The following is a 25,218-nucleotide window of genomic DNA, read 5'->3' as shown; positions in this document are numbered from 1 at the left end:
CAGAAGCTATCGCCTTGCTACCCCCGCAAACGCCCGGAATTCAAGTGCGGCGCGCATTTCCTGTTAATGTTCCATGATTGATTCGGGGAAGCCGGACAGGGCTGGGCACTCAACGTACATGGCAAAGGATTCCGACCCACTGGCGGATGCCTTCGGCACCAAGGAGACCGGCGGGCTGTTCTCCGGACTTTTGGCCGAGGAAAACGCGTTCGACCGCCGTATGATGTGGCGGCTGGGCTCGTGGGGCGTGGCGGCGGTGGGCGCCGTTGTCATGGCCGTGATCGCCAACCAGGTCCAGCTCGGATGGCGGCGCGACCAGGTTGCGTCCGCCGATCTCGCGCGCCAGGCCGACCGGCTCCAGGTGCTGACCAAGGAAAGCCAGAACGAGGCCCGCCGCCTCGCCGCTGCCATCGAGACACTGAACAGCGACCGCGACCGGCTGTATTCGCGCGTCACCGTGCTGGAGCAAGGGCTCGATTCCGTCACCGGTGCCATTGCCAAGCAGACCGTCACGCCGCAGGGCACAAAGCCGCAGGACGCAGCGCCAACACCCGCAGCTCCCAGCGTCGCGCCGGTCGCCTCGACCCCGACGAGCGAGAAGCCGCGCACCGAAGCGGCCAAGGATTCTCAGAAGGACATTGCGAAGGAAACGTTGAAGGAGCCGGCGAGCCCACCGGCGCAGACCGCGGCCGCCGCCTCGCTCGTGCAACAGACGCCGGCGATGAATTCGGCGCTGCCGACCATTCCGCTGGTACCGTCCAAGTCGCTCATGGCGCCGCCGGATCCGGCCGCATCGAAACTGATTCAGCCCGAGGCGGCTGAGAAGGCTGCCGAGAAGAAGGCCGAGCCGGCGCCCGCCCCGGCCGAGGTCGTTGCGGCGGCAACAAAATCATCGGACGCGGCCGAGAGCGAATCCCCTGCGATCGCAGTTCAGCAGACCCGCTTTGCGATCGATCTCGGCGGCGCCAACTCGATCGACGGCCTGCGCGCGCTCTGGCGCGGCCTGACCAAGTCGAATCCGGAGATCGCGGCGCTGCGGCCGATCATCATGATCAAGGAAAGCACCACCGGCCTCGGCATGCAGCTCCGCCTAGGGGCCGGCCCCCTGGTCAACGCCGCCGCCGCCGCAAAATTCTGCGCGAGCCTCGCCGAGAACGACCGTCACTGCGAGACCACCGTATTCGATGGCCAGCGCCTGTCGATGCGCGGCGGCCAGGACAAGAGCCAAGACAAGGGCCAGGAGAGGACGCAAGAGAAAGCTCAGGACAGGGTTCAAGAGAAGAGCTCGGAGAAGAATCAGGGCGCGGTCCCGCAAGCCGAAACCGCACCCGCGCCGAGCGCAAAGCCCGAGAAGCCGCAGCGCCACCGCAGCTATTCCTCAAAACGCTCGAAGCGCGAGGAGCCCACGCCTGCTCCCGCGGCGCAGCCTGCGCCGGCGGCGCCGGCGAAACCGGAGGCGGCGTCAACGTCCGCAGGATCGACGTTGTCGTCGTTCTTCCGACGATAGGACAGATTCCGTTTCCACCTGAACGCACGGTGAATGACGGCTTCCTATCGCGCGCACAGACGGACTCGATTTTCAGCCCGTCATGGAAACCAGCCGCAGATTGCCAGGTTATCCCGCTCGTGAACCGGAGCGGCCGATACGCCATCGTGCCCGCCTCCATGACCAAGGGAGACACACGTGAAGAAATTCGTCATCGCAACGGCCGCCGTTCTCGCCGCATCCTCGGCGCTTGCGCAAACGACAAAATCGCCGGGCGCCTCGAGCAACGCGCCGGGTCAGCAGATGCAGAACACGACGAAGCCTTCGACAGGTCCCGGCGCCTCCGAATATGCGCCTGGTCACCAGACCAATACCACCGCTGGACCGGGCCATTCGGAGAGCGCGCCCGGACAGAAGATGCAGAACACCACGGGTTCGAGCACCAAGAACACGGGTTCGAGCACCAAGAAGTATTGATGCGCGGTCGAATTCGTTCAACTCCGCCAGACGGCGCCGACCTGGTCGGCGTCGTCGCCCTGTCAGAGATGGCCCCGCACCGCACGATCGCGATGATCGTTCGAAGTTGCGGCAGCATGCGACCAACGGACGCTTGGACCTGAACCGCGCTTTCGCAGCACGTTCGCACTTATATCTGGTCCAATCCAAGCGTCGCCCTATTTCCGAACTCGCGGGTTTTGATGAACGAACTGGATGACGTTCTGAGGCTTCTCGTCGCAGCGGGAACAGGGCTGCTGATCGGCGTCGACCGCGACATGCACGACAAGCCAGTGGGAATGCGAACCCTGGCGCTGGTGGCTCTCGGCTCCGCACTGGTTTCGATCTCCGTGATCGAGTTCCAGAACTTGCGCGACCACCCGGATGCGATCTCCAGAGTCATTCAGGGCGTCGTTACGGGTGTGTTGACCGGCGTCGGCTTCATCGGCGCAGGCGTGATCCTGCACGACGCCAAGGCGAAGACGGTTCACGGCCTCACCACAGCCGCAACCGTCTGGATTGCGGCCGGCCTCGGCATTGCCTGCGCGTTGGGAGCCTGGCTGCTTGTCGGAGCAGCTATCGCGGTGACGTTGCTCGTGCTGTTCGTTCTGGGCTGGGTCGAACGGCGGTTGGGTTTGAAATAATCCTGGCGCCGGCTTGAAAACACCCGCCCATCGAGGTCGAGCTTGATCGGCCCTTGATGCAGGCGATGACCTACTCGATGCGCGCCTTTTCCTTCAGATCGCGGATGCGCATCTCCGCTTCGTCCTTTGACTGGACGATTTCCGACCAATCGTCCACCCGCGCCTCCTTGCTCAGCCTTTTGAGCTCGCTCAGCTGCTTCTGCGTTGGCTTGTCCATGGCTCACTCCTCGACGGCAACCTGCGTCAGGCGTCACAATGTTCAGAACCAGCCCGACCCTCGCGTGTTCCCAAAGGATGCTCGGGCAGCCGGATCAACAGAAACATCACCTGCCCTGTTGCCTGCCCGCACCATCCCGACCATATTGCCGCCATGACAAAAAAGCCCTTCCGCCTCACGCCCTACCAGGTGCAGTTCCTGATCGTCGTCGGCTTCGCCTCCGTCGGCTATGCGCTTTATGTGCGTTATCTCGCGATTGAGCTGTCGCAGGTCGCCCTCGCCTGCGACGCCGGCCTTCAGACTGCGATCTGCAAGGCGCGTTCGGTTGCGACCGTCCTGTTCAAGAATTCGGTGTTCGGCATCGTCGCGCTGGTGGTGGCGACGCTGAACCTGATGCGGCCGTCGATCGTGCTGCTCACCGTCGGCATCGTCGCCGCCGGGCTCGGCATCGTGCTCTACAATGTCGTGCTGTCGGGCCTGGCGATCGGCCTGTTCATTCTTGGCTTTGCTCGGCCCGCGCCCGCCACAGCGTGAGCGCGAACAGGAGATAGATCGCGCAGGTCCACAGCGACTGCCAATTGTCGCGGCCTTCATTGAAGAGCACGAAGACGGCCGACAGCGCCAGCACGCCCGCGAACACCGCTTCCGCGATCGGACGCTGGCCGATCTGCGGCCGGTTCAGCATCAATAGCGCGAACGGCACCACCGCCATCGTCAGCGAGGCGTAGGGAAAATCCTTGTAGCGCGGGTCGAACACGAAGCCGAGTGCGGTCGCCGCCGCGATCACCGCCGTCACCGCCAGCGTCAGGCCGAGCACCGCGGTGAGCTTCGACCATTTCCGGCCCTCGCGCGGGCCGAGCAGGTCGAGGAAGGTCGGAAGGCTGCGGCCGATCACCATCGCCTGCGCGCAGAAGATCGGCGACAGGATGCCGGCAAGCAGCAGCGCGCCCCAGAGCAGCCAGCCGCCGATGCCGTAGCTCTCGTAATACATCTTGTCGGCGCCGATCCCGAGCAGGATGCCCGCGGTCGTCGCCGAGATGCCGACGCCGAGCCAGGCCGAGAAACGCGGCGTCCACGGCCGCCGGCGCAGCGTGATCAGCGCGACGGCGAACACCAGCACGGAAAGGCCCATGCCAGCGCCCATGTACCATTTCCAGTACGGGAAATTGCTGATCGGCTCGCCCGGCGGATATTTCAGGCTCCGGCGCACCGAGTCATACAGGCCCCAATAGCCGCCGACCGTGCCTTCCAGCCTGCGCTTCCACGGCTGGTCGTAGGACTCGATCAGATTGACGCGGAACTTCTGCGCCTTCGCAAGGCTCAGGATTTCCGAGACGACACGCGCCTGGTTGGTGCGCGACGGCAGCGCGCCGTCGCGCATGCGGCCCTCGCTCGGCCAGCCGGTTTCGCCGATCAGGATCTCCTTGCCGGGAAACGCCACCGCCATGCGCTCGCGGATCGCCTCGACATGGGCGGAGGCGAACTTCGCCTTCACGGGGAAATCCTCCCAATAGGGCAGGATGTGGATCGTGACGAAGTCGACGGCGTCGTAGACCTCGCGGTTCTTCAGCCAATACTCCCACACATCGGCATAGGTGACGGGCACGCTGACCTGCGTCTTCACTGAGCGGATGATCGAGACGAGGTCCGCGGTCGTCATCTCGCCGCGCAGCAGCACCTCGTTGCCGACGATGACCGCGGTGATGACATCGGGGAATTCCTTGGTGAGGCGAACCGCGAGCGCGGCCTGCGCAAAATTCTTGGTGCGGTTGCTGGAGAGCCAGATGCCCTGGAGCACTTTCAGCCCGCCGATTTTGGCGGCGATCGCCGGCACCTGGTCGAGCCCGTTCTCCATCGAATAGGTGCGAACGCAGTCGGTGATTTCCTTGAGCTGGCGCAGGTCCTGCTCGATCTGGTCGGCCTCGATATGGGTCCATGCGTCCAGCGGCGACTGCTCGCCGCGGAACGGCGCGTAGGAGACGCACTGGACCTTGTCGGCGGGGTCGATCGGGGCGCGCGCGAGTGTGATCGGCGTGGCAAGCCACCACCACACGGCAGCAATCGCACCCAATGAAACGAGCAGAAGCGCCAGTGGCGTACGAAGAGAAATCGGTTCCGTCCTCCGCGAAGGGTCCGTCGATTACCTGCTCGCACGCAATCTGCCAAGGGGGGTGCCTGGTGAGGATCCGCTCCTCCCCCAAAGGAATCCGGCTGCGGCCGTTCGACCGGGCTCTAGGATCGTGACTTTGCTGGACAAAATTCGAAATACAGGTCATGGACTCCGAAAGACTTTTCCGCCGCATTGGAGACCCATTTGGACGCCATCACCGGCGCGTCCGCGGGATCCTGACGCGGGCGGCCAGCGGATACATTGGGGAATTCATGCGGCAACGGGTGTTCGAGTCACGAAATGCGGTCCTGCGGCAGTTCGCCGCCACCTTGGCCGTCTCTTCCCTGCTCGTTCTGATGGGGGTTGGTGGTGCCTCCGCCCAGAGCGGCACGCCGGCCCCCGACCAGGGCAAGGCGGCCTCCCAGCCCGCCGACGCCGCCAAGGATGCCGCCCAGAACCAGCGCCGCACCGACGAATTCGCCGAAGCGGCCCAGGTCATCAACGGCCCTGCCGGCAACCCCGAATGCGTCTGGCTCGGCCGGCGCGTGGTGCGGCTGATGTGGCGGGACGACCTCGATACCGCGTTCCGCCATCTCGATCTCTACGACCGTTTCGGCTGTCCCGGCGGCCACATCCAGGCTGCGTTCCGTTGCCTGACCCGCTTCGGCGGCCAGATCGATCCCAAGGTTGCCGAAACTCTGGACAGCCGTGTGCACGCGTGCTGGATCAACCCGGCCGCCCAGCCGCAGCAGGCGGCGGCTGCGGCCCCTCAGCCGGCAGCGCCAGCTGCCAATGCGCAGCCGCAGCCGGCCGCGAGCCCCTCGCCTGCAGCAAGCCCGTCGCCGGCGCCGGCGAAATAGCCCAAGGTCCTAAATAGCCTTGGTCGTTTCAGCTGTCGTTCAGGAACGGTCGGCCATAGACACGGTTGGCACTGCCGCGCGTCGTTCGAAAAGGCCATGCCCTCATAAGGACATGAGGCCATGACAGTTGTGAAACCGCGCGGCAGAGTTATGCTCCCTTTGCCGCGGACTCGGTCGGATCTCGGGGTCAGATCCGCTTCCCTGCCACCTCAGCCCCTTTTGGTTTAGCCGCGATGCGCGTTGTCGCCGCCGTTCTGTTGCTCGTGTCTGCGCTTCACGCAGGGCTGTGGGGGGTCTTGCGCGACAAGGAACCCGCGCCTGATTTCAAGGGCCTCTTGCCCAGCGTCTCCTACGCGCCGTTCGAAGGCTCGGCCCACCCCGACATCGACAACATCCCGACCGTCGAGAAAATCCGCGCCGACCTGAAGACGCTGTCGACCATGACGCGCGCGATCCGCCTCTATTCGTCCACCGGCGGCGTGGAGCTGGTGCCGCCGATCGCGGCCGAGTTCGGCCTCAAGGTCACCGTCGGCGCCTGGATCGACAAGGACAAGGATCGCAACGAGCGCGAGATCAAGGCCGCCATCGAGCTTGCCCGCAAGAACAGCAACGTCGTCGGCGTCGTCGTCGGCAACGAGGTGATCTACCGCGGCGAGCAGAAGGTCGAAGACCTCATCGACATGATCAAGAAGGTGAAGGGCTCGGTCCGCGTGCCCGTCACCACCGGCGAGATCTGGAACATCTGGCGCGACAATCCGGATCTTGCCTCCAACGTCGATTTCATCGCCGCCCACGTGCTGCCCTACTGGGAAAACTTCCGCTCGGACCAGGCCGTCGACCAAGCTGTCGACCGCTACAATCTCCTGCGTAACCTGTTCCCCGGCAAGCGCATCGTGATCGCAGAGTTCGGCTGGCCGAGCCAGGGCTACAATTTGCGCAACGCCGATCCGGGTCCGTTCCAGCAAGCGCTGATCCTGCGCAACTTCGTCACCCGCGCCGAAGCCATCGGCATGGAATACAACATCGTCGAAGCCATCGATCAGCCCTGGAAGTTCTTCGAAGGCGGCGTCGGTCCTTATTGGGGCATCCTCAACGCCAGCCGAGAGCCGAAATTCGCATGGACCGGCCCGGTGGAGAATCCCGACTATTGGAAGCTGATGGGCATCGCGCTCTTGGTCGGCATCCTGCTGTCGCTGCCGATCCTGCGGATTGAAAAAGCGACCTCGAGACAGGCCTTCCTGCTGTCGGCAACGGCCAATGGCGTCGGCGCCTGGGCTGCGACCGTGTTCGCGTTCTGGAACAGCCATTATTTCATCTTCGGCTCGGCCTTCGCACTGACGCTCGGCATGATCCTCCTTGTTCCTCTCGTCCTTATCGCGATGGCGCGCATCGACGAGATCGCCGCGGTCGCCTTCGGCCGTCCGCCGCAGCGGCTGATCACGAAGGACAAGCCGGTCGAGAACGTGCCCGAGACTTACTGCCCGAAAGTCTCGATCCACATCCCCGCTTATTTCGAGCCGGTCGACATGCTCAAGCAGACGCTGGATGCGTTGTCGCGGCTGAACTATCCGAACTACGAATGCGTGGTCATCATCAACAACACGCCGGACCCCGCCTTCTGGCAGCCGATCCAGGATCATTGCCGCGCGCTCGGTGAACGCTTCAAGTTCATCAATGCCGAGAAGGTGCAGGGTTTTAAGGCCGGCGCGCTCCGGATTGCGATGGATCGGACCGCGGCGGATGCCGAGATCATCGGCATCCTCGATGCCGACTACGTCGTCGAGCCCGACTGGCTGAAGGACCTCGTGCCGGCCTTTGCCGACCCGCGCGTCGGCCTGGTGCAGGCGCCGCAGGAGCATCGCGACGGCGACCTGTCGATCATGCACTACATCATGAACGGCGAATACGCCGGCTTCTTCGACATCGGCATGGTCCAGCGCAACGAGCTCAACGCCGTCATCGTGCACGGCACGATGTGCCTGATCCGCCGCGCCGCGATGGACGTGGCCGGCGGCTGGTCGTCGGATACGATCTGCGAGGATTCCGATCTCGGCCTTGCGATCCAGGAGCTCGGCTGGGTCACCCATTACACCAACACCCGTTACGGCGCGGGCCTGCTGCCCGACACTTACGAGGCCTTCAAGAAGCAGCGGCACCGCTGGGCCTATGGCGGCCTGCAGATCGTCAAGAAGCACTGGCGTCGCTTCATGCCCGGCGCCAGCCGGCTGACACCCGACCAGAAGCGCGAATATGGCCTCGGCTGGCTGAACTGGCTGGGCGCCGAAAGCCTCGGCGTCGTCGTGGCGCTGCTCAACCTCGTCTGGGTGCCGATCGTCGCCTTCGCCGACATCGCCATCCCCGACAAGATCCTGACGCTGCCGATCATCGGCGCCTTCGTCGTCTCGCTGGCTCACTTCCTGTCGATGTACCGCGCCCGCGTCGCCATCAAGCCCGGTCAGATGTTAGGTGCCATGATCGCGGCGATGAGCGTGCAATGGACGGTGTCGCGCGCGGTCGCGCAGGGCCTGATCACCGAGCACATCGCCTTCGCCCGCACCTCCAAGGGTGGCCTCAGCAGGATGTCGATCGAGTTCCAGGCGTTCTGGGAGGCCGTGATCGGCGCCCTGCTGCTAATCGGCGCCGGCGTGTTGATCGCCACCAACAGCTACCGCCAGATCACCGAGATCTACATCTTCGCCGGCGTGCTGGTGCTGCAAAGCCTGCCGTTCCTGGCGGCAGTCGCCATCGCCATCCTCGAGCTCAGCCGCATCAACTCGTTCCAGTTCTGGCGCGACAGCGCGATCCGCACCGCCGAGCTGATCGGCCTCCGCCCGGTCGCGCTGCCCCACCCGGGCGGCACGCCGCAACCGGTGCCGAGCGAGGTGCGGCGGGAGGCGAACTAGGGCCCTCATGGTGAGGAGCCCGCCCAAAGGCGGGCGTCTCGAACCATGCAGGCCGAGCTCGGCCGGCCACCTCCAGCAGTTCAGCGTGGATGACAGCCCGCCAATCAGGTTGAGCATTCCGGCCTAAGCAGCAGAAACCGCGAACAAATCCCCGCCCCTGCCACGATCTTCGGCAACCACCCGCACTATTGACCTCCGCAGCCACTCCCCCTACACAGCGCGGGCCGACAGCATGATCCGGAAACAACCGGTTTTCCCCGCGACGCAAGCCTAGAGCGCAGCGGCAAGTCATGCTTCTCGAATGTCCGAAGACGATGGCGATCTCTTTATCGATGCCATCCGCGGCCATGGGAGCGCGTAGCTCAGCCGGTAGAGCACGTGACTTTTAATCACGGGGTCCTGGGTTCGAGCCCCAGCGCGCTCACCAAGCAAAATCAAGCACTTATACCTAGATTCAAGCCTCTTCATCTCCCTCGCAAAATCCCTTGTGCACACGCCATGCACACGGGAGAGCGGTGATGCTACTGCGCTCGCTGCTCGTCGCGTTCGCTGGTCAGGTCGCCGTCGCCGCTGTGTTGTTCGTTGTCATCTGCTGGAGAGAGCGGGTGAAGCGGCGCCGTGAAGCGGATCAGAACGGAGAAGGCCCGCCAGCGTGATCCGGCGGGCCGATAACCCTTAAGCGATCGGAGCATCCGCCATCCGCTGGATGTCCCGAAGCAGTGATGCCACGATTGGCTCCGGATCGCTCCCGTCAACGCCGTCGAAACCCTCGCCATCGATCTCAAGGCATCGGAGCTTCGCCCTGAGGCCCTCCACAGTCGCTGCTTGAGCCTCGCAGAGTGCCTGTCGCGCCTTGAAACAGGCTGCACTAGCGCGCTTCATCTCGCGCTCGGCCTTGACGAAGCCGCGTGGCCGCCTGTTGTACCAAGCATCCCACGCCGAGACGATCTCCGCGCCTCGCGCCTTTAACTCCTCCGACGCCGGAAGACGCCGCTGAGTGAGGATCATGCAGTCGGCGGTCTCGTGCTTTTCAGTTTGCCAACGGTCCAAACACTTCCATTGACCGATGTCGCACGGCCGATGCCAATATTCGTCGGACGCCTCGAACAGCTCCATCTTCTTGCCGAGCTCGAAATCTCGCGGCTGTATACGGAGGATCTCCGGCGGGTCGACATGTGCCGATCGGCGGTCAAGCGCAATCGCGGCGTCGGAATAGCGCCGCTCCGCGGCAAGGTAGGCATCGACAAGTTCAAACACCCTCGCGTCTGGGTGACTGCTCGCTGGCGCCTCCACTATGTTGGTAGGCAGCGGAGCGGCGGCCAAGGGCAGCGAGACGATTGCGTTCATGAAAAACCTCCTGCTGATCTGCGCCCCGCCCGAGGGAATCCCTCCGGCCGGCGATGGTTCGCGCTCGTTTTTGACTCCCTGTCCTGCGTCGGCAGGGCTGGCTGGAATCAGAGGAGGTGAGGAGAATTGACCGGCGCCTGGGGCGCTGGTGGATCGGTTGGTCATGGGATACCCCGCGGAGTAGAGCCGGCTTCTCAGGGCCGGGCGCCAGCGGCGGGCTGGCACCGGGAGGCTGAGAACATGTCCGCGAGAACATGCGCCACGACCTTTCCCGAAGGTCTTGTATAGCCGTGGCACTCCCGGCATAATGAGCCGGTCGCAGCCCACGGCAAATGGGCGCGGTACTATTTTCAGCGGGACATGAGGCCCGGCAAGGCCGATGGCCCGCCTATCGCGGATGAAGCGCTATCCCCGGCAAGGGACCGCTTCGGGAGTTCTCAGGCTCCGCGAACATCTCATCACGGATTTGGTGATTTTTCAATGAACATTGCCCCCCCCCCGGGGGGGGGTTGCAACATGGCGAGCTAGGCCCGCTCCCAGATCGGCGGGTTTTTCTCGAACAGAAGTTTAAGCCACTCCTGAAGGCCGGCGAACACCTCATCTTCACGAGAGATTCTTCCTCGCAACCTATCGCAAATTGCTATGTGAGCATGCGCCGGATGCTTATTGCCCAGATCGTCAAGATCACACTCATCCACGACGGAAAAGCCACGTTCGCCATTCACCTGGTAGTCTCGGATGACAGCCACGCTTGCCGGCCGGAGTTGACTGAACCTTTCACCGCTAGGTCGAACCATCAACGGTTCTAAGATTTCTATAAGAGCTGGTAGCTCGAGCGCGACCACCTCGCCTAGGCGCCAAACAGAGAGCTGTCCGTTCCATAAATGGCCTGCAGTCACAACAGACGACTTCAAGCCTCCCTTGATCTGCGATGGAAAGATGCCTCTATGAATACTCTCGTCCGAGCGAATAGCTCCTGGCGAAACGCCGGGATCTCTCGAAACTAGTTCGCGAGCACATACCTGTGCGCACGGCATGCTCAGCTCGCAATAAGATTTCGGACCAAATTTTCGTCCAGCTTGAACGCGATCTGAACTTCCTCGCGCACTCCTAAACTCCAGGAGACGGAACGTGGAGGCTCGATGGTTGCAAGCACGCCCAAGACTTTGCCATTGCCTCGAAACACGAGTGAAAACGAACTCTCTTTGTCTGCCGCAATCCACCGCAGCGCGACGGAGCCGTCCTCTTCATCGATGTCAATCAAGGGAGTTTTCAAATTAAGCGGAAGCCGCATCGCAACAGTTTCGACGTCGGCCAATACACGTTTCGAAGGAGCGACCGTCCCTGGACCTGCCCACCCATCCCTCACCCTACCAAGTTCACGGACGATCTTGTCCGCGACGGTTTGAGCTGGTGCAAATAGCGGTTTCTCGTCTTTTGCCTCAACGAGGTAAAGCTGCTGCTCGCTTCCGCTCGGAAGGTAGCCGATGACCATCCATCCAGACTTACCAACCCCCTGTGAGCAAGTGGACAAGGACCCAGAAAGGTAACGATCTCGCGCCAAGCCGAGTCCAGGTCGCAGAGACCGTGCCGTTGTTTGCAGCGCGACATCATAGGCAATAACGTCCGACTCGTCATAAAACTCATCAGACGCCAGATAATCGGCGGCGGCGTTCGCGTCCCGAAATGCGTTCAAAGTGTTATGGTTCATCCGCCTAGACCAATCTTCTTCGACATTTCGGGGCTGAGCAATTCTTCCAAAACGAGCTTGTTCTGTGAGTGAAGCTTATTCATCGTCTCGTCGAGACGGTCATCAACCGCAGTTAGCTCCAGTGGTGCCCCAAATCTAACCTCCTGATTATGGGTTACCAAAACGAGTAGCTGGCCTGAGTTGGGCTCTCGTATGGCATCAACGTTCAGTTGATTCAACCATAGGTGCGAATCACTTCCTTTCTCAAACCATCCTACATGGTTATGCCATGTGGGACCGGCCTCAAACGTTATATTGGCTATGAAACGGCTCTTCTTCAGAAGTTCGGATAGCTCATATTCGTCCCGATTCGCGACAAACTGATCCACCACCGTATGACCTAGAACGGTGACTTTGCGGCTTCGGTCACCTGACGGGATCACCGAGAGGCCTACCCTGAGATACCGCTGGGCGGTGTCCCAAATCCGGGCCCACCTGGTGTACCGAGTGCAGTCCACAGCTAATTCTTGTCCCATCAAGCGCAAGGCCCATGCGGGCGTACCGTCTGGCCGGAGGTGAGCGAGCTGTACGCCCTGCATGCGACGGGGTGCCGGAGTGCCGGACGGAGCGATGTTTAGCTCGATTCCTTCTGGATTTTGGACTGCGGGAAGCTCGCTAGTTAAATCGCGACGGCGACCCAAAGCCTGCACGGCAGCTTGGGACACAGGACCATCGAATGCCACCGAAAAGGTCGCGGATTGCACTGCATGATCCGCATTTACGGGCTCAAAATCCATATCTCGGTCCGGTTCCACGTAAATCCGCTAGCAAATTCCTAACGCACAGTAAATCAAAACAGATGAACGGCGATTTAAGGTCCAAACCCGCCCAGGGGTGCCTAAAGCCCACGGGCGCGGCCATGCACCTCAATGTTTCGTGGCCCCGGCCGGCACCGGCTCGTCAGCCGCCGCCACCTGATCGAAGGCCATCCCGATCAGCCGCTGCGCGAGGTCGTGCAGGATCTCGGCATCATCGTCGCCGCGAGAGTAGCAGACGGCGGCCGCGGCATGCAGGGCCCGGCCACAGGCGATCAGGCCGGCCAAGGTCAGCTTTGGAGCATCCGCGACCAGTTGAGCGACTTCCTCGCACGTCTGGTTGTCCAGACCGGCAGAGGCCAACTCGACTAACCGGCGCTCGAGCATCAATGCAATTACGCCTTCGTCGTGGATGGCAGCAGACATTGTTCCTGATCCTCTCTGGTGAGCCGCTGATGGATGCGCCGCAGTTCTTCCGCGCCGTCTTCCCAGGGCTTGCCGATGAAGCGAGCCCATCGTCTGATTGTCGCGATCTCGTCCGCCGTCAGTCCCGGCGTGTCGATGCGAACAGCACACTCCGAGACGATGTTCTTGTGCTCGATCATAGCCGCGCACCATTCCGGTGATCCGGCGGCAGGGGGCGCGGCCTCTGTCCGCTCCAGTGCTGCTTGTGCTGCCGCCCGCTCGCCCTCGTTGGAGCTTTCAAGCAGCTTCGCGATCTTTTGTCGGCGTGTGAGCATCGGTTGCCCTCGCTACAAGTTCCTGGATGCGGTGATCACGCAGAAGCACGGGAGCGGCGCCCGACACTGCGGCCTGAATTTCGTTCTCGCTGAAGCCGACGCTGGCGAGCGCTTCTTTAACAGCACCCTGCCCTTTAATGCCGGTGGCGAGTTGTGCGATTTGCAGACAGATCGGGCTCGACAAGTTGAGCGGCGTCGGCGTCTGCCACAGTTGCTGAAGCTCGGCCCTTGTGCCGCCAAGGCTCTCCACCATCGAGACAACCCGCTCTGTATCCTCTGCCGACCAGTCCGGCCGCAGCGCCTCGAATGCCTCGACTTCAGCCGCGCATTCCGTATTCCAAGCTTCAACCTCTTCCTTGCATGCGGCTTCATACGGCCCGCGAAGGCTCAGAGCATAGCCGTAGACCGCTTGGAAATCGGGATTGGTGAGCACCGCGGTGTCGTCCATGCCGTTGAACAGAGGCAAGGCACGATCGATGAAGTCCGTAAGCGTCGCATGATGCGCTAATTGCTTTTGAGTGGCGGCGGCTCGCGTCTGCCGCAGCTCGGAAAGGTCGGCAAAGGGCTGCTCGATCTGCCTTGCAGCTTCCCTGACAGTTACCTCCGCCTTTTTCGCCTTGCGTGCGGCCGGAGGCTTGCCGGTGACGCGCTCGGACAACACAGAGGCGGCATCATCCAGCGACAACCACTTGCCTTTGGGACTGGATACGAGAGCCGAAGACGTTCCCGTCTCTTCGGCGAAGACGGGAGCAAGCCGCTCTGCCGCTTCAGTCAAGGTTAGAGCGTTCGTCATCAGATGTTTCCTTTGAACGTGCGGAATGCGGCGTGGCTGGAGTCATTCAGAAAGCGCTTGATGTACTTCCGATCTCGCTGCCTCATCGGTTCGGCCAGCTTGTCGAAGAACAGATTGAGGGGCAGACGCGCGACCACCTTGCCGTCACCGAACCGCTGTCCAAGGGAGTTGTTGAACTCCTCGCTGTTCGCCGCGAGCAGATCGTCAACCGGCGTTTCGGTCTTGACCACCCACGCGTTGCCGATGTCCATGAAGTAGGTCACCGTGCCGTCTTCATCGCGTGAGAGAACCTTCCAATCTTCCATTCGAGCCATGCTCCATAGAGGAGGAGCGGCCCCGAAGGGCCGCCCCAGGTCGCGATTACTGGTCTGCCATCGTCGGCACGGTCGCGGAAGCGACATAGCCGAGAACGTTCCAGCGCGTGCCATCGGCACATTCAAAGCGAATGTGAGTGCCAACGTCCGGCGTTACCACCGTCAGCTTGGAATTGGAGTTGCCGTCACTGCGGACGGGCACAAGCTCGTCAGCGCCCGTGCCGGAGTCCGTATCCAGATGAATCACGCCACCCTTGAAGTAGTTGGTGTCTGAGCCGGACGTGATGATCCAGTTCTGAGCATCAGCCGCCGCGCCAGTGTAGGCAAACTCAAACCACAAACCCGTGGCCGGCGTCGGCAGCGAGATCGTGCAGGTTGCCGTCAAATCGGGGATGTAGTGGATCAGCCCCGAATTATCCGCATCGACAGTGTACGTGGCAGCGTCAGCAACCGTGATAGGAAAGTGAGTAACAGGCATGTTCGTTTTGTCCCTCTTAGGCGCTGGCGCTCAGGCCGAAGGTGTCGGCGATGACGGTGGAGGCTTGCTCGTTCTTCATGACCAGGCAGAACTCGGTCACGACGGCGCGCTTTTCGGCGTCGCCGGTCTTCGCAAGCTTTTCCGTCTGCATGGCGCGGAAGACGCCGCGAGCGACGTAGTCCGGGTCAATGACCAGGACGTTCCGCGAGGCGGACGCGTTCAGCATCACGCGGTTGGGCACCACAGCCAGCTCGCCGAAGTCCGACAGATACATGTCGGCCGCAGCAACGATCGCTGTCTTCTTGCCGTTCGCCGCGGAGCGCTGCTGCGCCACGTTGCTGTCCGACATGAAGGTCGAGAACATCCGCTTGTTGTACGGGGAGACCATCACCGTGGTGGGATTACCGCCCGCGTTGTAGCAAGTCGAAATCGCGGTATCGAGGAGCAGCTTGGTAAAGGCGCGCTGGGTGCCGTTGGTGGCGGCCGAAACAAGGCCGGTGCCCGAGCTGAAGCCGCCAGACGAGCCGCCAGAGCCACGCAGGCCATTGGTGGACGTTGCCGAGCTGATCCAGGCCGGGAAGCCAGCCGAGACGCGGCCGGTCGTCGAGCTGCCGGCCGACGAAGCGACGTTAGAGACCAGCGAAAGCTCAACGTCCTTCTTGATCTCGGCGCCCATCTTGGCGAGCTGGTAGCCCAATTCCGACTTGCGGCCGGCCTTGTCCGCCTTCTCCTGGGAATTGGAGACGATCAGCGTATCGCTCGCAATCTGGGTGAAGTTCTGCACGCGAACAGTCGGGCTCTTGGTCTGGAAAGCGTAGTCATCGCCTTCGACCTGAGCATTCGCAGCCGGCGCGCGAAGCGTATCGGTCTGCCAGTCATGACGAGTTGCGGAGACCGGGACGGAGCCGATGAGGGACACAAACGGGGTGTCCTTCGGCGAGATGTTGTAGACAACATCCTCCAAGTCTTCGCGATTACCTACACGATCGTAGGTCTGCAACGTTCCGGAAACGACAGTCATTGTCAGTCTTTCATGCGTTGGGCGAGGATCGCTGCTGCGTCATCCAATCGCCCGGTGTTCTGGAAATGCTCGAATTTCGTTCGTGCAGCGCGGTCGGATCTCGCGACCCTGTCCATGCGCCTGTTGCTCGACAGCATCGGCACGCCTGCAACCTTGTCCTTCACCTGAGAGACCGATCTTTTGGCCTTCAGGTAGCGGGTCAGGTCGCGCACGATCCGGAAATTCCGCCAATCGTTCAGCATGACGTTAAGCTCCTCAACCGAGCAGCCGTATTCCGCCATGGTGTCGATCGCGTCTTCCTGAAATCGCCGGGCTTCCTTCGGGTTCGCCAACTCCGGCATGACCTCGAGCAGCTTGTCTCGCTGCTGTTGCCTTGCCAGTAACTGCCGATGCACGAAATCGCGCCCTTCGGCGTCGCGTGCTGCCTGTGCAGCCTCGACTTCATTCCGAGCGGTTTGCTGGGCATGCGCTATGATGCCCATCTTGAACTCGTAATCCGCCTGTTGATCCTTCCAGAGCTGAGGGTCAGCATCGATCAAGCTCGGATCGGGTTGCTGAGGCAGCAGGACAGCGGCGACCACATCCAGCGTTTGGCGCAATTCTGCAACCAGGCCTGCGTGGCGTTGGACTTGGGCGCGAAGATCCTCAAAGCGAGCTCGCTCTTCAGCGAGGGCCTGGGTTTTCGCGGTGAACGTTTTGCGGCTGATATAGCCGCGCTTCAGTTCTCGCATTGAAAGCTCGGCGCCGTCCTTGAGCGTGACCTTGGTGTCATCGCTCAGTGCCGGCGGATCGACTTCCTTTTCCTCAACGGCTGGCGTGCGGCGTTCGGCCGGGACAGCATCGTCATGGAAATCAGACGACAAGACTTCCGCCGCGGTTGCGACGGTCAACTCGGTAGATTGGGCATTGACGGGCGCATCTGCGCGGGCGTCGGCTTCCATTTACCTATCCTCTAACGGCCCAAAAGGGCGGCAAGGGGGAGGCCCCTTGCCGCCAGTCATGGACCTCGACCAGGGAGGAGACCCAGGCCAAGCTTCGAAAATCAAACAACCCATGCTGCATCAGGAGCGGCGTAGTTTGTCCGCTCCCTCCCTGCTAAAGCCAATCGTGTCGCAATGCGCAGCGCCGTCTCGCCCGGTTGCAGCACATACGAAGTCCGCTCGCCCTCGATTGGCGCACCCTTCCGATCGGTAAGCCTGACCGTGGTGCCGTCAAAGGTGTAATGCACTTCCATCACCGCGCCGGGATCTCCGGTCTCGTCATTCGGTGCGCGCGTTTGGGCCAATGTCGAATAGCGAGCAGCCCGCGGCTTACGAGGCTTCGGCTGCTTGCTCGCGCTGTGCGCCTTGAGTTTCGCGGTCCAGCTCATCAGAAGCGCTCCGCGAGAACGTCCACCAGCCCGCGGACTTCAATCGAACTATCCGGCTCCTTGGTGGTCTCGAAATACTGGCGCTGAACGGAGATCGTGCTGGCGGTCGCTGCCGCGCTGCGGATTTCCGTTCCGTTGGCGGCGCGCTCGGTCAGGCAGACAAGCTGCTCGCCCGCGTTCACGCGATCGACGATGTCCGCCTTGGAGAAGGGGCCAAGGTTCAGAAACTCGTTCTCGCGGCCGATGCTGCTCAAAGTCTCAATTTGAGAGCTTGAAATTCGCTCCGGTCGGAAGTGAAACACGCCGCGAGCGGTCTCGTGCCTCTCCAAGCCTTCAGGCAAGGGCAGCTCGGGAGTGCCGGCCGGAAACATCTGGACCGCGCGGCGGCCCTCTAGAAGCTGCCGCTGCTGGATGCGTAGGGTTTCGGTCGTTTCTGCTATGCAGCGCTCCATCAGACGATCCTCAGAAGGTAATTCAGGATGATGGTCGGCTGAAGGATGCCAAAGGCGGAGCTCGTGCCGCCCTGCGCCGTGCCGGCAAAGGTCGATGCGGCCTGCGAGGCGGTAATCGTCGCGGTACTGGCGCCGATCGAGAACGCACCGCCGCCCGTGGTGGAGTTGTTGGCCTGGGCGGCATTGTGATTGATCGTGATCGCGCCGTTCGTGATCGTACCTGCTGGCGTGTAGGGCGGTAGGTTCGCCGTCGCGAGCTGCCTGGACTCTGAACCGCCCGTTCCCCCAAGCGTCGTCGGACCCGTAATGAAACTGCCGGTCAATCGGCTCGCTGCACTGCCACCCATATCGTCTTTGCCGGCAACGACACGTCCGCGAAGGTCCGGCACATTGAAGGTCGTCAAACCATCGCCCGCGCCGTAGGCCGTGCCCAGCAGCGAGAACGCAGTGGGATAGGTCAACCTGCTGATGGCCTGCCCGTAGGCGAGAACGAACGAGCTATTCGGAGCCGTTGTGCCCGCGAAGGGCAAGACGCCGCCGATCGGAATGCCGTAGGGGTTGCCGAAGAAGCTTTGCAGATAGAATGCCGCATCGCTGCTGTTGTACAGCGCAACGTAGGGCGTGCCCTGGACGAGAACGCCAGCCGGCAATTCAACCGATGGGGCTGAGCGCAGCGGTTTCGCACCGAGGCCGTCCACGTTGAGCGTTACCGTGGCGCCATTCGTGGCGTGCGGCGTGAAGGCTACCAAATTCCCGTTGAGGCGAGCCAACGTGTCGAAGCTCTGGTAGGTCGTCACCGTGAATGCGGTTGACGAGCCACCTGTGACGGTCGCGCCTGCGATGTCGTCGGCCCACTTCTTGACCGAGGCCATTTCGGCCCGTGCGCTGTCATTGACGCTGCTGGGCGGCATTCCTTCGGCCCACGAGATGCTGGGATCTTGGTTCGCGTTACTCGCCGCCGTCTGTGACCACCATGCAACGCCGCTCATGCGTGCTCCCAAGACTTGAGCACCACCGGATACGTCCGAACCACCCGATCACCATCCAGGCGCAGGGGAAGCGGCTTCATCCGCCAGTGCTTGGCAGGGTCGAAGGGCTGGTTGTCCTCGTTCTCGATCGGCAACCACTCGCCACCGCGGTCATCCTTAGCCGGCTTGAAGCTGGTTGCGAGCAACTCACCGTCCTTGACCAGGCAGTATTGCTGCTCGCCCACGGGAAAGCCCTCAGAGGCCAACGCAGCGTCTGCAATCGAGCGGAGATAGGCAGAGACGGTCAAGCCCTTGCGCTCGGCAGCGGCCTTCAGAAGCTCTTCGCGGGCATAGTGAAACTGAGGCATCAGCGGCTCGGCGCTCCAGTGCAAATCATCTCCGATGAATGTAGTACGATTTGCCGGACTTCGTAATCTTTTATCACGGCAACAAACGGCTTTTAGCACGCTATTTCAAAGCGATAGGTAATTCGTCGGAATGAATGCACACGCTATGCACACAGAAGGCAAAAGTCTGCGTCAAAATGACTCGGTGAGGATCGCCGCAAGGCAAGGTGCGGAACAGTTCCGCGCTTAGTGTTGAACTGTTCAACACCTTGCCAGCGTTGCGGCGTTGCGCCTGCGTTGCGGTAACGTTGCGCGCAACGATCAGGTCCTAACGTTGCGCCGTTGCGTTACGGTCCACCACCCTATAGGGGTGGACGTAACCGCAACGCGTAACGCCCTCACGCGCGCGTAGTTGTTTCGTTTGTCTCGGCTCCTCACTGGAAACTTGCGCAAATTGCGCAGGTTTGATGCGTCGCAAGTTGCGATGCATGGCGTTCCGTGATCTCACCGGACAACCGGGGCAGCAGATGGTACCGCATGTGGCTGGCGGGTGATCGTCCAGCCTCTCTGCTGCATCAGCTCCAGCGCAGCCCGTACCTGCATGTCCGAGAGCAGGCACATTGGCGTGTGGTGCTGGAGCATCCGGGCCAGCTCGCCCAGCTCGGTATCAGTCAGCATCACCATGGAAGCTTGGCCTCCCATGCAACCGTCACCTCGGCGGGCTGGCTGGGCTCGTCCCGCTGTCCCAGGTAATGCCGGCGCAAAGCAGCCTCGATGATCCCGAACACGGCTTCCGGCATCTCGTCTGAAGGCGCTATCTGCTCGATCAGGTCTGAAACTCGAGTTATGCGAGCCCAAGCCTCTGGCGATAGGTCCGCTGGCGGCTGGGCAGGCTGATAGGTGAGTTGGGGCGGCGGTCCTGCCGGCTGCCGTGGCTTTGGCCGACTGCTGTCTTCCGGGTAGTCGTCGGCGATCTCGCCAGCGCGCGGAACGCCTGTGTTAATGATGGTGCGCCGGTCTGCGCTTCTCGTCCTGCCGTCCACCTCTCGCATCAGATCGGCCACGGAGGCGTCGGCGCCCTCGCTCAGATCGTAACCGAGCCGGACACTCTTGGCGCCCTTGGCGCGGGCCTCCTGCGCAGCCTTCTCCACCGCGGCGTCATGCTCTGGCGTTCCCTGAGGGATAAGCGAGCCATCCTCGCGCAACATGGGATGCACGATCACCCGGATTGAGTCTTGCCAGCGGAAGGCGCCGCCAGCCTGGACGCCAACCAGCTCAATCTTGTTGACGCTCTCGCCTTCCTGGACGTTCTGCCCCAACAGCTCCATCTTGTCGCCGTAGCGCTTCGGGAAGAGCCGGCTGGCGGTCCATTTCAGACTGTCCACCTTGAGCCGATCGCGCTGCACCTTGGCGTGGTTGGCAACGGCCGACGTCTTGCCGTCCTTGCCCTGGTCGAGAATGACGTCGCCGCTCTCGTCAAAGGCGATGGAGAGGATCTGCTCGGCGTAGAAGTCCATCAGGGCCTCGCGGGCCTCTGCGAAGCGCTTCCGAAACTCAGGTTTCGACGCTAGCCAACGATAGACGGTGACGCGGCCGGGCATGTTCTCGTCGGCGCAGATCTTCAGGAGGCCCTTGCCGTTGACCATCTGGTCGCAGATCGCGTCAACCACCTCGGGGCTGTATTCGGTTGGTCTAGGCATTGTTCGCCCTCCAGATGCCGGCGTATTCGCGCACGAGGCCCTTATCGCAGAGCTGCGATCGGACATTGTGAAGCGTGGCGCGGCGCTTCACTCCAATTCCGATCTCGCGCGCCTTCTCATTCCAGTCGTCGGTACTGAGGCCGGCCGGTCCAGCGTCGCGAAGCAGGCGATACATGGCCTCCTGGGTCTCGCTCAGCCGCTTCTCGCGAGTTGCCGGCTGTGCCTGTGCTTGGGCCTCGACAACGATGTTGACCGTCACTGGGTCGCCGTCCTTGTCGGTGCCGAAGTGCTGAATTTCTGACTTGAACGAAAAGAGCGGCCCGTCCGGCGCGTCATTCGCCTTCGCAACAGTGGCGGTTTTAATGTCGTCGCCGCCGATCGTCACAAGCAGATCAACGTCACCATAGAGCGCGTTGGAACCGCGAGCGCCTCGAGCCTCGTCCTTGCCGGTGTGGCCGATCAGCGCGATATGCGGGCCGCATAGATCGTCCTTGATGCGCTGAAGATTGGCGAACACCTTGCCTTGGTCCTTGGCGCTGTTCTCGTCGCCACCGCCGGCAGCAATCATCTTGGCGAACGTGTCGAAAATCAGCAATCCAGCGCAATTCACGCCAGGCAGATGCGTGAAGTAGTTTTCGGCACGCTGTACCGCATCGACGACCAGCGAGACCGTTGTCGGGTTCATCATGTCGAGCATCCCCCCAATGATAACAATCGGGATGGGGTGGTCCTCAGGCAAACCGAGTTGCCGGCGGTGCGCGATCAAGCGGCGCTTCACGAGGTCCGCACGCTCCAGTGCGAAGTAAACCACGCCAATCGGGTTATCCGCGGGCCTTCTGCCAAACCAGGACGAGCCGAGCGCAACGCTCATTGCCGCTGAAGCCAGAAGCGCAGATTTCATTCCGCCAGGGGGCGCAACCCACGCTGAAGTCTCGCCCCAAGCGAAGATCCCCTTAACGATGTGGGCCTTTTCGCACTCATCCGTGAGGCCGATGAATTCGAGGGCGTCAGCTCTCAGGGCACCCTTGCTCCTAATTCTCAGCTCCGCGAAACGCTTGCTCCGCTCGCTCGGCTCGGTCGGGCCGGGCGTCGGCATTGTCGGCCACGCATCTGGAAAGGGATCGAGAGCGCGCGGCTTTGGCATCTCGATATCGAAGAGATGGTTCCCGTCGCTGTCATAAGCCCCCAAATCTTGGTGCTCAGTCATTCGCACCTCATCAGCTCGGGATAGACCAGATCAAGCGCGCCCATTTCCTCCAGCTTCGCGTCAAGCTCTGCCGTCGTCATGGTGCCGTTTTTGACAGCAAGTCCCATAACCTTGGTTTCATGGGCGAGCCATTGTGCGCGGCTGTACAGGAAGCGCAGCCCAGCAAGCTGTAGCTGCTTGCGGATCTCTGGATCGCTGACAATCAAATGGTCGCGGGTGAATGTTCGCTCGTGCCTCATCGCGCCGACCTCCAAACAGTCCGGCGCCGCTTCCGCTCAACATTGGGCACGATGGGCTTGCCGAACACGACAGCGGCGAGCTGATACGCAAATGCACGCTCTGCCATCGGATCGGCTTGAATTGGCGGGAGAGAGGCGATATTATCCGAAAAGATCGAAGCGCCAGCCAGATCGGATTTCGGAGCCCCACACGCCGCCAGCGTTGTGGGGTTCTGCTTTTGAGGCTGCATCAGGCGGCAACCTCTGCTTCCTTGACCCTGCGCTTGCGCGGGATGCCGCGGCGCTCACCGGATGTCGAGGCCAGCTTGCCTGCCTCCAGCCAAGCATCGAGGTCGTCCAGGTCATACCGAACGGTCCCATTGCGCTTGATGAAGACGGGGCCGCCCCCGGTGCAGCGAATCTTCGTGAGGTAGCTTTCAGCAAATCCGGTGTAGATCGCCGCGCCTCGCGTATCGACCGGCGGCCGGTGGGTTTTCTCGGTAGTCATTTGGCAGTCCTCATGTTGTTGAGACCGCCATCCAATTACTTCGCCTTACCCCATCAATCGCGGTGACGCCTTCTCAAAGATCGAAACCGCGTCACCCTAGAGCCTTCTGAACGGCCTTGTAGTGGCTGATGATAGTTTCGTCCTCAAGCGATCCCTGAACCTTGATGGCCGCCAAGGCTTTCTGAACGAACTTTATCCCTGGGTTGCTGCCCCGCGTGGTTGTGAACGGTCTCTTGAATGTGTCGGCATAGATGCCCGGAAGCCGACAACCGACCAGCCATTCGATGGCAGAGATTGGCGCCTCTCCGAGAGGCGTCTCCCTCTCCTCGGATTCCATGGCCCGCTGTGCAGCCCTCGCAACCTTGTGCACGTCGCGGGCCATGTTGAAAAATTCCTGAATACGGCGGCGGTCCTGCCCCCTTTCAATGGAGATCACCCTTCGCAAGCCGTCATTCGTTGGCGCGCTGTCTTTTGCCCTCTCCGAGAATTTAGCGATGCGATGGAGGCTCTGCTCAATTTTGCCAATCTCGCGCGCTGCAGCGTTCGACGATGGGGCCTTCTCGTCCTGAAGGTATATCTCGTAGATCACCCGGCTCTCGATCAATGACAGCACCAGCCGCTTCCTTCTAACGGCGTGCAATGCATGGAAAGCCGACTCCTGTGAGAGCGCAGCACTCACCGTTTCGAAGGTGATGGGGTTCTTGGTTCTGGCGTCACCACCATATGAGCGAAACGACCTCATGCCCCGGCCCTTTCGAGCTTCACAACGTTATCTGCCGGCGGATTGAGGATCATTTCCACCATTGAAGCCAGCGCCTCGAAGGCCTTCCGTTTCTCGTCCAGGTATTCATACCGGTCGTAGGTCTCGCGCACGCCACCGATCACGTGCCCCATGCAGCGCTCAGCATGATCGGCATCGACTTTCGCTCGGCTCATGAGGCTTCGGCCGGTGCGGCGAAGGTCGTGAAGCTGCCAATGCTTCATGGGCGCCCTGCCCTCGGCCTTGCGGATCTTCGCAATCGCCCGATCAAGCTCCTTCTTGGCCTTGCTGAAGCCACTGAAGGGCTTGGCGCCGTCGAGCTGGCCGCCGCTGGTAGTGGTCGAAAACACGTACCAGGAATTGCCCTTGCAGCCGGCGGGCCTCTCGCCGAACAGCTCCCGTAAGGCTGGCGTCACCGGGATAACGTGGTCCTGCTTGTTCTTGTACCGCGAGCCCGGAATGATCCAGAGGTCGCCTTCGAGCTCGCTCGTGTGCATCCGGGCGGATTCGTTGCGGCGGGTCAGGGCGAGCAGCAGGGACTTCACATAGCGGGGATAGCAGGCCGGCTGCTCGATCTGCTCCAGGGCCTTCCAAACGTCCCTGATCTCGTCGTCGGCCAGGATGCGCTTCCGGGCCCGCTCCTTTGGCTTGGTCTTTGCCATGCCGCGGACGATCGGCGATTTGAACTCGTCATCCTGGACCATCTGCCAGTTGAAGGCCTTCCGGACGTGCGCCAGGACGCGATCAGCCATCACCGGGCCGCTCTCGGCCTTGATCTCATTGAGCATGGTGGTGATGTCGCTGCGCTTCAGGTCGTAGATCGACTTATCCCCAATCCGCGGCCGGACATGGTTGGTGAAAGCGGCCTTCACCTGATCGCCGCTGCGAAGCCCTTCAACGTGGTCCTTCTCGAAAGCGTCGAGCACAGCATTGACGGTATTCGCGGCGGTCAGCTTCTCCCGCTTGGCTTCGGCTCGAGCCTCCTCAAGATCCCCTTGCGGGTCCTTCTTGTCGGCCACCTCGCCGGCCGCTTTCTTGGCAAGCTCCCTCGCCTGCTCGGCCGTGATGCTGCCGTGCAGCCCCAAACCAAGCCAGCGTTGCTTGCGGGTCGTCTTGTCTCGATAGCGGAAACCGTAGGTCACGGCGCCGCTGTTGAGGCACCGAGCGACGAAGCCCTTCACTTCCTTGTCCGCGAGGATCTGCCCCGCCGTCATCCGGTCAACTTGCGACTTACTGATCTTGACCTGCATCGCCGCCCCTCATGCACACAGAGTCGTTACGTGGTCCGTGTGCACACTATATGCACACAGCCCCAGGTCAACGCAAGCAATTTCTGGGAACCTATCGCCAACCCGCGCAAATGCTGCTATTCAAGCGTTTTCAGGCAGAAAGCGGGGAAATTCAATGATTGCAGCAGGTTGGGATGTGTGCACGAACGTGACTTTTAATCACGGGGTCCTGGGTTCGAGCCCCAGCGCGCTCACCAAGTCGGATCTATGATTTAGCCGAAAAGACGAACCGACCGAAAAAGCTCTGTGTGGGCACAGTGTTGGCAAATTGATTGTGACGCTGCGCGGCGCGCGAAGATATATGCTGGTCACACATGCGGGCGGCCTCGGCGCGATAGTTGGCAGCAATCTCGAGCAAGCCGGCGCGCCCCTCCGACGAAGCTGCGTCGGCCGCCAGATCTTGGCAAAGCCGCTCGAACGCCCTGAGCCCGTCGAAGATGCGTTGTTCCTGCCCCATCTGGCCGATCAGACTCCGGCAAGGCCCAGC

General features: G+C 61.9%; 30 protein-coding genes and 1 tRNA gene. 7 read left to right on the top strand and 24 right to left on the bottom strand.

Going from position 1 to position 25,218, the window contains the following annotated elements; genetic code table 11:
- Positions 1 to 118: 118 nt before the first annotated feature.
- The 3 genes from ACVIIV_RS24975 (at position 119) to ACVIIV_RS24965 (ending at position 2,625) form a co-directional block, all read left to right on the top strand.
- Entirely contained in the window at positions 119 to 1,507 is a 1,389-nt protein-coding gene (locus tag ACVIIV_RS24975) for a hypothetical protein (RefSeq protein ID WP_456746508.1), read from the top strand.
- Positions 1,508 to 1,684: 177 nt separating this feature from the next.
- Positions 1,685 to 1,963, top strand: coding sequence for a hypothetical protein (locus tag ACVIIV_RS24970; protein ID WP_456746507.1), 279 nt, complete (start codon positions 1,685 to 1,687; stop codon positions 1,961 to 1,963).
- A gap of 221 nt (positions 1,964 to 2,184) precedes the next feature.
- The gene (locus tag ACVIIV_RS24965) at positions 2,185 to 2,625 is read left to right on the top strand and encodes an MgtC/SapB family protein (RefSeq protein WP_456748817.1); all 441 of its coding nucleotides are present in this window, start codon (positions 2,185 to 2,187) and stop codon (positions 2,623 to 2,625) included.
- A gap of 70 nt (positions 2,626 to 2,695) precedes the next feature.
- On the opposite strand, the gene ACVIIV_RS24960 is transcribed toward ACVIIV_RS24965, so the two are convergent.
- Entirely contained in the window at positions 2,696 to 2,842 is a 147-nt protein-coding gene (locus tag ACVIIV_RS24960; protein ID WP_456746506.1) for a hypothetical protein, read from the bottom strand.
- A 153-nt stretch (positions 2,843 to 2,995) separates the two neighbouring features.
- Between ACVIIV_RS24960 and ACVIIV_RS24955 the strand changes: the two genes are divergently transcribed.
- Entirely contained in the window at positions 2,996 to 3,376 is a 381-nt protein-coding gene (locus tag ACVIIV_RS24955; RefSeq protein ID WP_027573458.1) for a hypothetical protein, read from the top strand.
- Here the strand turns inward: ACVIIV_RS24955 and ACVIIV_RS24950 are convergent.
- A complete protein-coding gene (locus tag ACVIIV_RS24950) occupies positions 3,336 to 4,895 on the bottom strand; it encodes a glycoside hydrolase family 17 protein (protein ID WP_456746505.1) in 1,560 nt (519 codons plus the stop codon). The genes ACVIIV_RS24955 and ACVIIV_RS24950 overlap by 41 nt on opposite strands.
- 329 nt (positions 4,896 to 5,224) lie before the next feature.
- Here ACVIIV_RS24950 and ACVIIV_RS24945 point away from each other — a divergent pair, with 329 nt between their 5' ends.
- The 3 genes from ACVIIV_RS24945 (at position 5,225) to ACVIIV_RS24935 (ending at position 9,142) form a co-directional block, all read left to right on the top strand.
- The gene (locus ACVIIV_RS24945) at positions 5,225 to 5,812 is read left to right on the top strand and encodes a beta-1-3, beta-1-6-glucan biosynthesis protein (protein ID WP_456746504.1); all 588 of its coding nucleotides are present in this window, start codon (positions 5,225 to 5,227) and stop codon (positions 5,810 to 5,812) included.
- 233 nt (positions 5,813 to 6,045) lie between these two features.
- Positions 6,046 to 8,715: a glycosyltransferase gene (locus ACVIIV_RS24940; protein ID WP_456746503.1), complete on the top strand. Its 2,670-nt coding sequence runs from the start codon at positions 6,046 to 6,048 to the stop codon at positions 8,713 to 8,715.
- A gap of 351 nt (positions 8,716 to 9,066) precedes the next feature.
- Positions 9,067 to 9,142: transfer RNA gene (locus ACVIIV_RS24935), tRNA-Lys, on the top strand.
- Positions 9,143 to 9,390: 248 nt separating this feature from the next.
- Here the strand turns inward: ACVIIV_RS24935 and ACVIIV_RS24930 are convergent.
- From ACVIIV_RS24930 to ACVIIV_RS24825, 22 genes are all read right to left on the bottom strand, one after another.
- Positions 9,391 to 10,062, bottom strand: coding sequence for a hypothetical protein (locus ACVIIV_RS24930; protein WP_456746502.1), 672 nt, complete (start codon positions 10,060 to 10,062; stop codon positions 9,391 to 9,393).
- A 1,039-nt stretch (positions 10,063 to 11,101) separates the two neighbouring features.
- Entirely contained in the window at positions 11,102 to 11,773 is a 672-nt protein-coding gene (locus ACVIIV_RS24925) for a hypothetical protein (RefSeq protein ID WP_456746501.1), read from the bottom strand.
- Positions 11,770 to 12,549, bottom strand: coding sequence for a TIGR04255 family protein (locus ACVIIV_RS24920; protein ID WP_456746500.1), 780 nt, complete (start codon positions 12,547 to 12,549; stop codon positions 11,770 to 11,772). The genes ACVIIV_RS24925 and ACVIIV_RS24920 overlap by 4 nt, the downstream gene beginning before the upstream one ends.
- A gap of 129 nt (positions 12,550 to 12,678) precedes the next feature.
- Complete coding sequence (locus ACVIIV_RS24915; protein ID WP_456746499.1) at positions 12,679 to 12,993, bottom strand: hypothetical protein; 315 nt, start codon at positions 12,991 to 12,993, stop codon at positions 12,679 to 12,681.
- Complete coding sequence (locus tag ACVIIV_RS24910) at positions 12,963 to 13,307, bottom strand: hypothetical protein (RefSeq protein ID WP_456746498.1); 345 nt, start codon at positions 13,305 to 13,307, stop codon at positions 12,963 to 12,965. Before ACVIIV_RS24910 ends, ACVIIV_RS24915 begins: the two co-directional genes overlap by 31 nt.
- Positions 13,270 to 14,100, bottom strand: a complete 831-nt coding sequence (locus tag ACVIIV_RS24905; protein ID WP_456746497.1) for a hypothetical protein — start codon at positions 14,098 to 14,100, stop codon at positions 13,270 to 13,272. The genes ACVIIV_RS24910 and ACVIIV_RS24905 overlap by 38 nt, the downstream gene beginning before the upstream one ends.
- Positions 14,100 to 14,405, bottom strand: a complete 306-nt coding sequence (locus tag ACVIIV_RS24900) for a hypothetical protein (protein WP_456746496.1) — start codon at positions 14,403 to 14,405, stop codon at positions 14,100 to 14,102. The genes ACVIIV_RS24905 and ACVIIV_RS24900 overlap by 1 nt, the downstream gene beginning before the upstream one ends.
- A 55-nt stretch (positions 14,406 to 14,460) precedes the next feature.
- Positions 14,461 to 14,892 carry a hypothetical protein gene (locus ACVIIV_RS24895; protein ID WP_456746495.1) on the bottom strand — a complete coding sequence of 144 codons (432 nt, stop codon included), beginning with the start codon at positions 14,890 to 14,892 and terminating at the stop codon, positions 14,461 to 14,463.
- Between the two features lie 16 nt (positions 14,893 to 14,908).
- Complete coding sequence (locus ACVIIV_RS24890) at positions 14,909 to 15,913, bottom strand: DUF5309 domain-containing protein (protein WP_456746494.1); 1,005 nt, start codon at positions 15,911 to 15,913, stop codon at positions 14,909 to 14,911.
- A gap of 2 nt (positions 15,914 to 15,915) precedes the next feature.
- Positions 15,916 to 16,854, bottom strand: a complete 939-nt coding sequence (locus ACVIIV_RS24885) for a hypothetical protein (RefSeq protein WP_456746493.1) — start codon at positions 16,852 to 16,854, stop codon at positions 15,916 to 15,918.
- Between the two features lie 101 nt (positions 16,855 to 16,955).
- On the bottom strand, positions 16,956 to 17,282 hold the full coding sequence (locus tag ACVIIV_RS24880) for a hypothetical protein (protein ID WP_456746492.1): 327 nt from the start codon (positions 17,280 to 17,282) through the stop codon (positions 16,956 to 16,958).
- Positions 17,282 to 17,734: a hypothetical protein gene (locus ACVIIV_RS24875; protein WP_456746491.1), complete on the bottom strand. Its 453-nt coding sequence runs from the start codon at positions 17,732 to 17,734 to the stop codon at positions 17,282 to 17,284. The genes ACVIIV_RS24880 and ACVIIV_RS24875 overlap by 1 nt, the downstream gene beginning before the upstream one ends.
- Positions 17,734 to 18,723: a phage tail protein gene (locus tag ACVIIV_RS24870; RefSeq protein WP_456746490.1), complete on the bottom strand. Its 990-nt coding sequence runs from the start codon at positions 18,721 to 18,723 to the stop codon at positions 17,734 to 17,736. Before ACVIIV_RS24870 ends, ACVIIV_RS24875 begins: the two co-directional genes overlap by 1 nt.
- Positions 18,720 to 19,070 (bottom strand): hypothetical protein, encoded by a 351-nt coding sequence (locus ACVIIV_RS24865; RefSeq protein ID WP_456746489.1) that lies wholly within the window; start codon positions 19,068 to 19,070, stop codon positions 18,720 to 18,722. The genes ACVIIV_RS24870 and ACVIIV_RS24865 overlap by 4 nt, the downstream gene beginning before the upstream one ends.
- Positions 19,071 to 19,553: 483 nt before the next feature.
- A complete protein-coding gene (locus ACVIIV_RS24860) occupies positions 19,554 to 19,733 on the bottom strand; it encodes a hypothetical protein (RefSeq protein ID WP_456746488.1) in 180 nt (59 codons plus the stop codon).
- On the bottom strand, positions 19,727 to 20,719 hold the full coding sequence (locus ACVIIV_RS24855) for a terminase small subunit-like protein (protein WP_456746487.1): 993 nt from the start codon (positions 20,717 to 20,719) through the stop codon (positions 19,727 to 19,729). Before ACVIIV_RS24855 ends, ACVIIV_RS24860 begins: the two co-directional genes overlap by 7 nt.
- 22 nt (positions 20,720 to 20,741) lie before the next feature.
- Positions 20,742 to 21,956, bottom strand: a complete 1,215-nt coding sequence (locus ACVIIV_RS24850; RefSeq protein ID WP_456746486.1) for an AAA family ATPase — start codon at positions 21,954 to 21,956, stop codon at positions 20,742 to 20,744.
- Complete coding sequence (locus tag ACVIIV_RS24845) at positions 21,953 to 22,195, bottom strand: hypothetical protein (RefSeq protein WP_275518115.1); 243 nt, start codon at positions 22,193 to 22,195, stop codon at positions 21,953 to 21,955. Before ACVIIV_RS24845 ends, ACVIIV_RS24850 begins: the two co-directional genes overlap by 4 nt.
- A gap of 229 nt (positions 22,196 to 22,424) precedes the next feature.
- Positions 22,425 to 22,682, bottom strand: coding sequence for a DNA-binding protein (locus ACVIIV_RS24840; RefSeq protein ID WP_456746485.1), 258 nt, complete (start codon positions 22,680 to 22,682; stop codon positions 22,425 to 22,427).
- A 91-nt stretch (positions 22,683 to 22,773) separates the two neighbouring features.
- Complete coding sequence (locus tag ACVIIV_RS24835) at positions 22,774 to 23,424, bottom strand: hypothetical protein (RefSeq protein WP_456746484.1); 651 nt, start codon at positions 23,422 to 23,424, stop codon at positions 22,774 to 22,776.
- Positions 23,421 to 24,692 carry a tyrosine-type recombinase/integrase gene (locus ACVIIV_RS24830; RefSeq protein WP_456746483.1) on the bottom strand — a complete coding sequence of 424 codons (1,272 nt, stop codon included), beginning with the start codon at positions 24,690 to 24,692 and terminating at the stop codon, positions 23,421 to 23,423. The genes ACVIIV_RS24835 and ACVIIV_RS24830 overlap by 4 nt, the downstream gene beginning before the upstream one ends.
- A 244-nt stretch (positions 24,693 to 24,936) precedes the next feature.
- The gene (locus ACVIIV_RS24825; protein WP_456746482.1) at positions 24,937 to 25,188 is read right to left on the bottom strand and encodes a hypothetical protein; all 252 of its coding nucleotides are present in this window, start codon (positions 25,186 to 25,188) and stop codon (positions 24,937 to 24,939) included.
- Between the last annotated feature and the right edge of the window lie 30 nt (positions 25,189 to 25,218).

It is taken from the genome of Bradyrhizobium sp. USDA 4354 (genome assembly GCF_054060315.1).
Note: the sequence above shows the minus strand (reverse complement) of the source record. Positions and strands in the feature narration are given on the sequence as shown.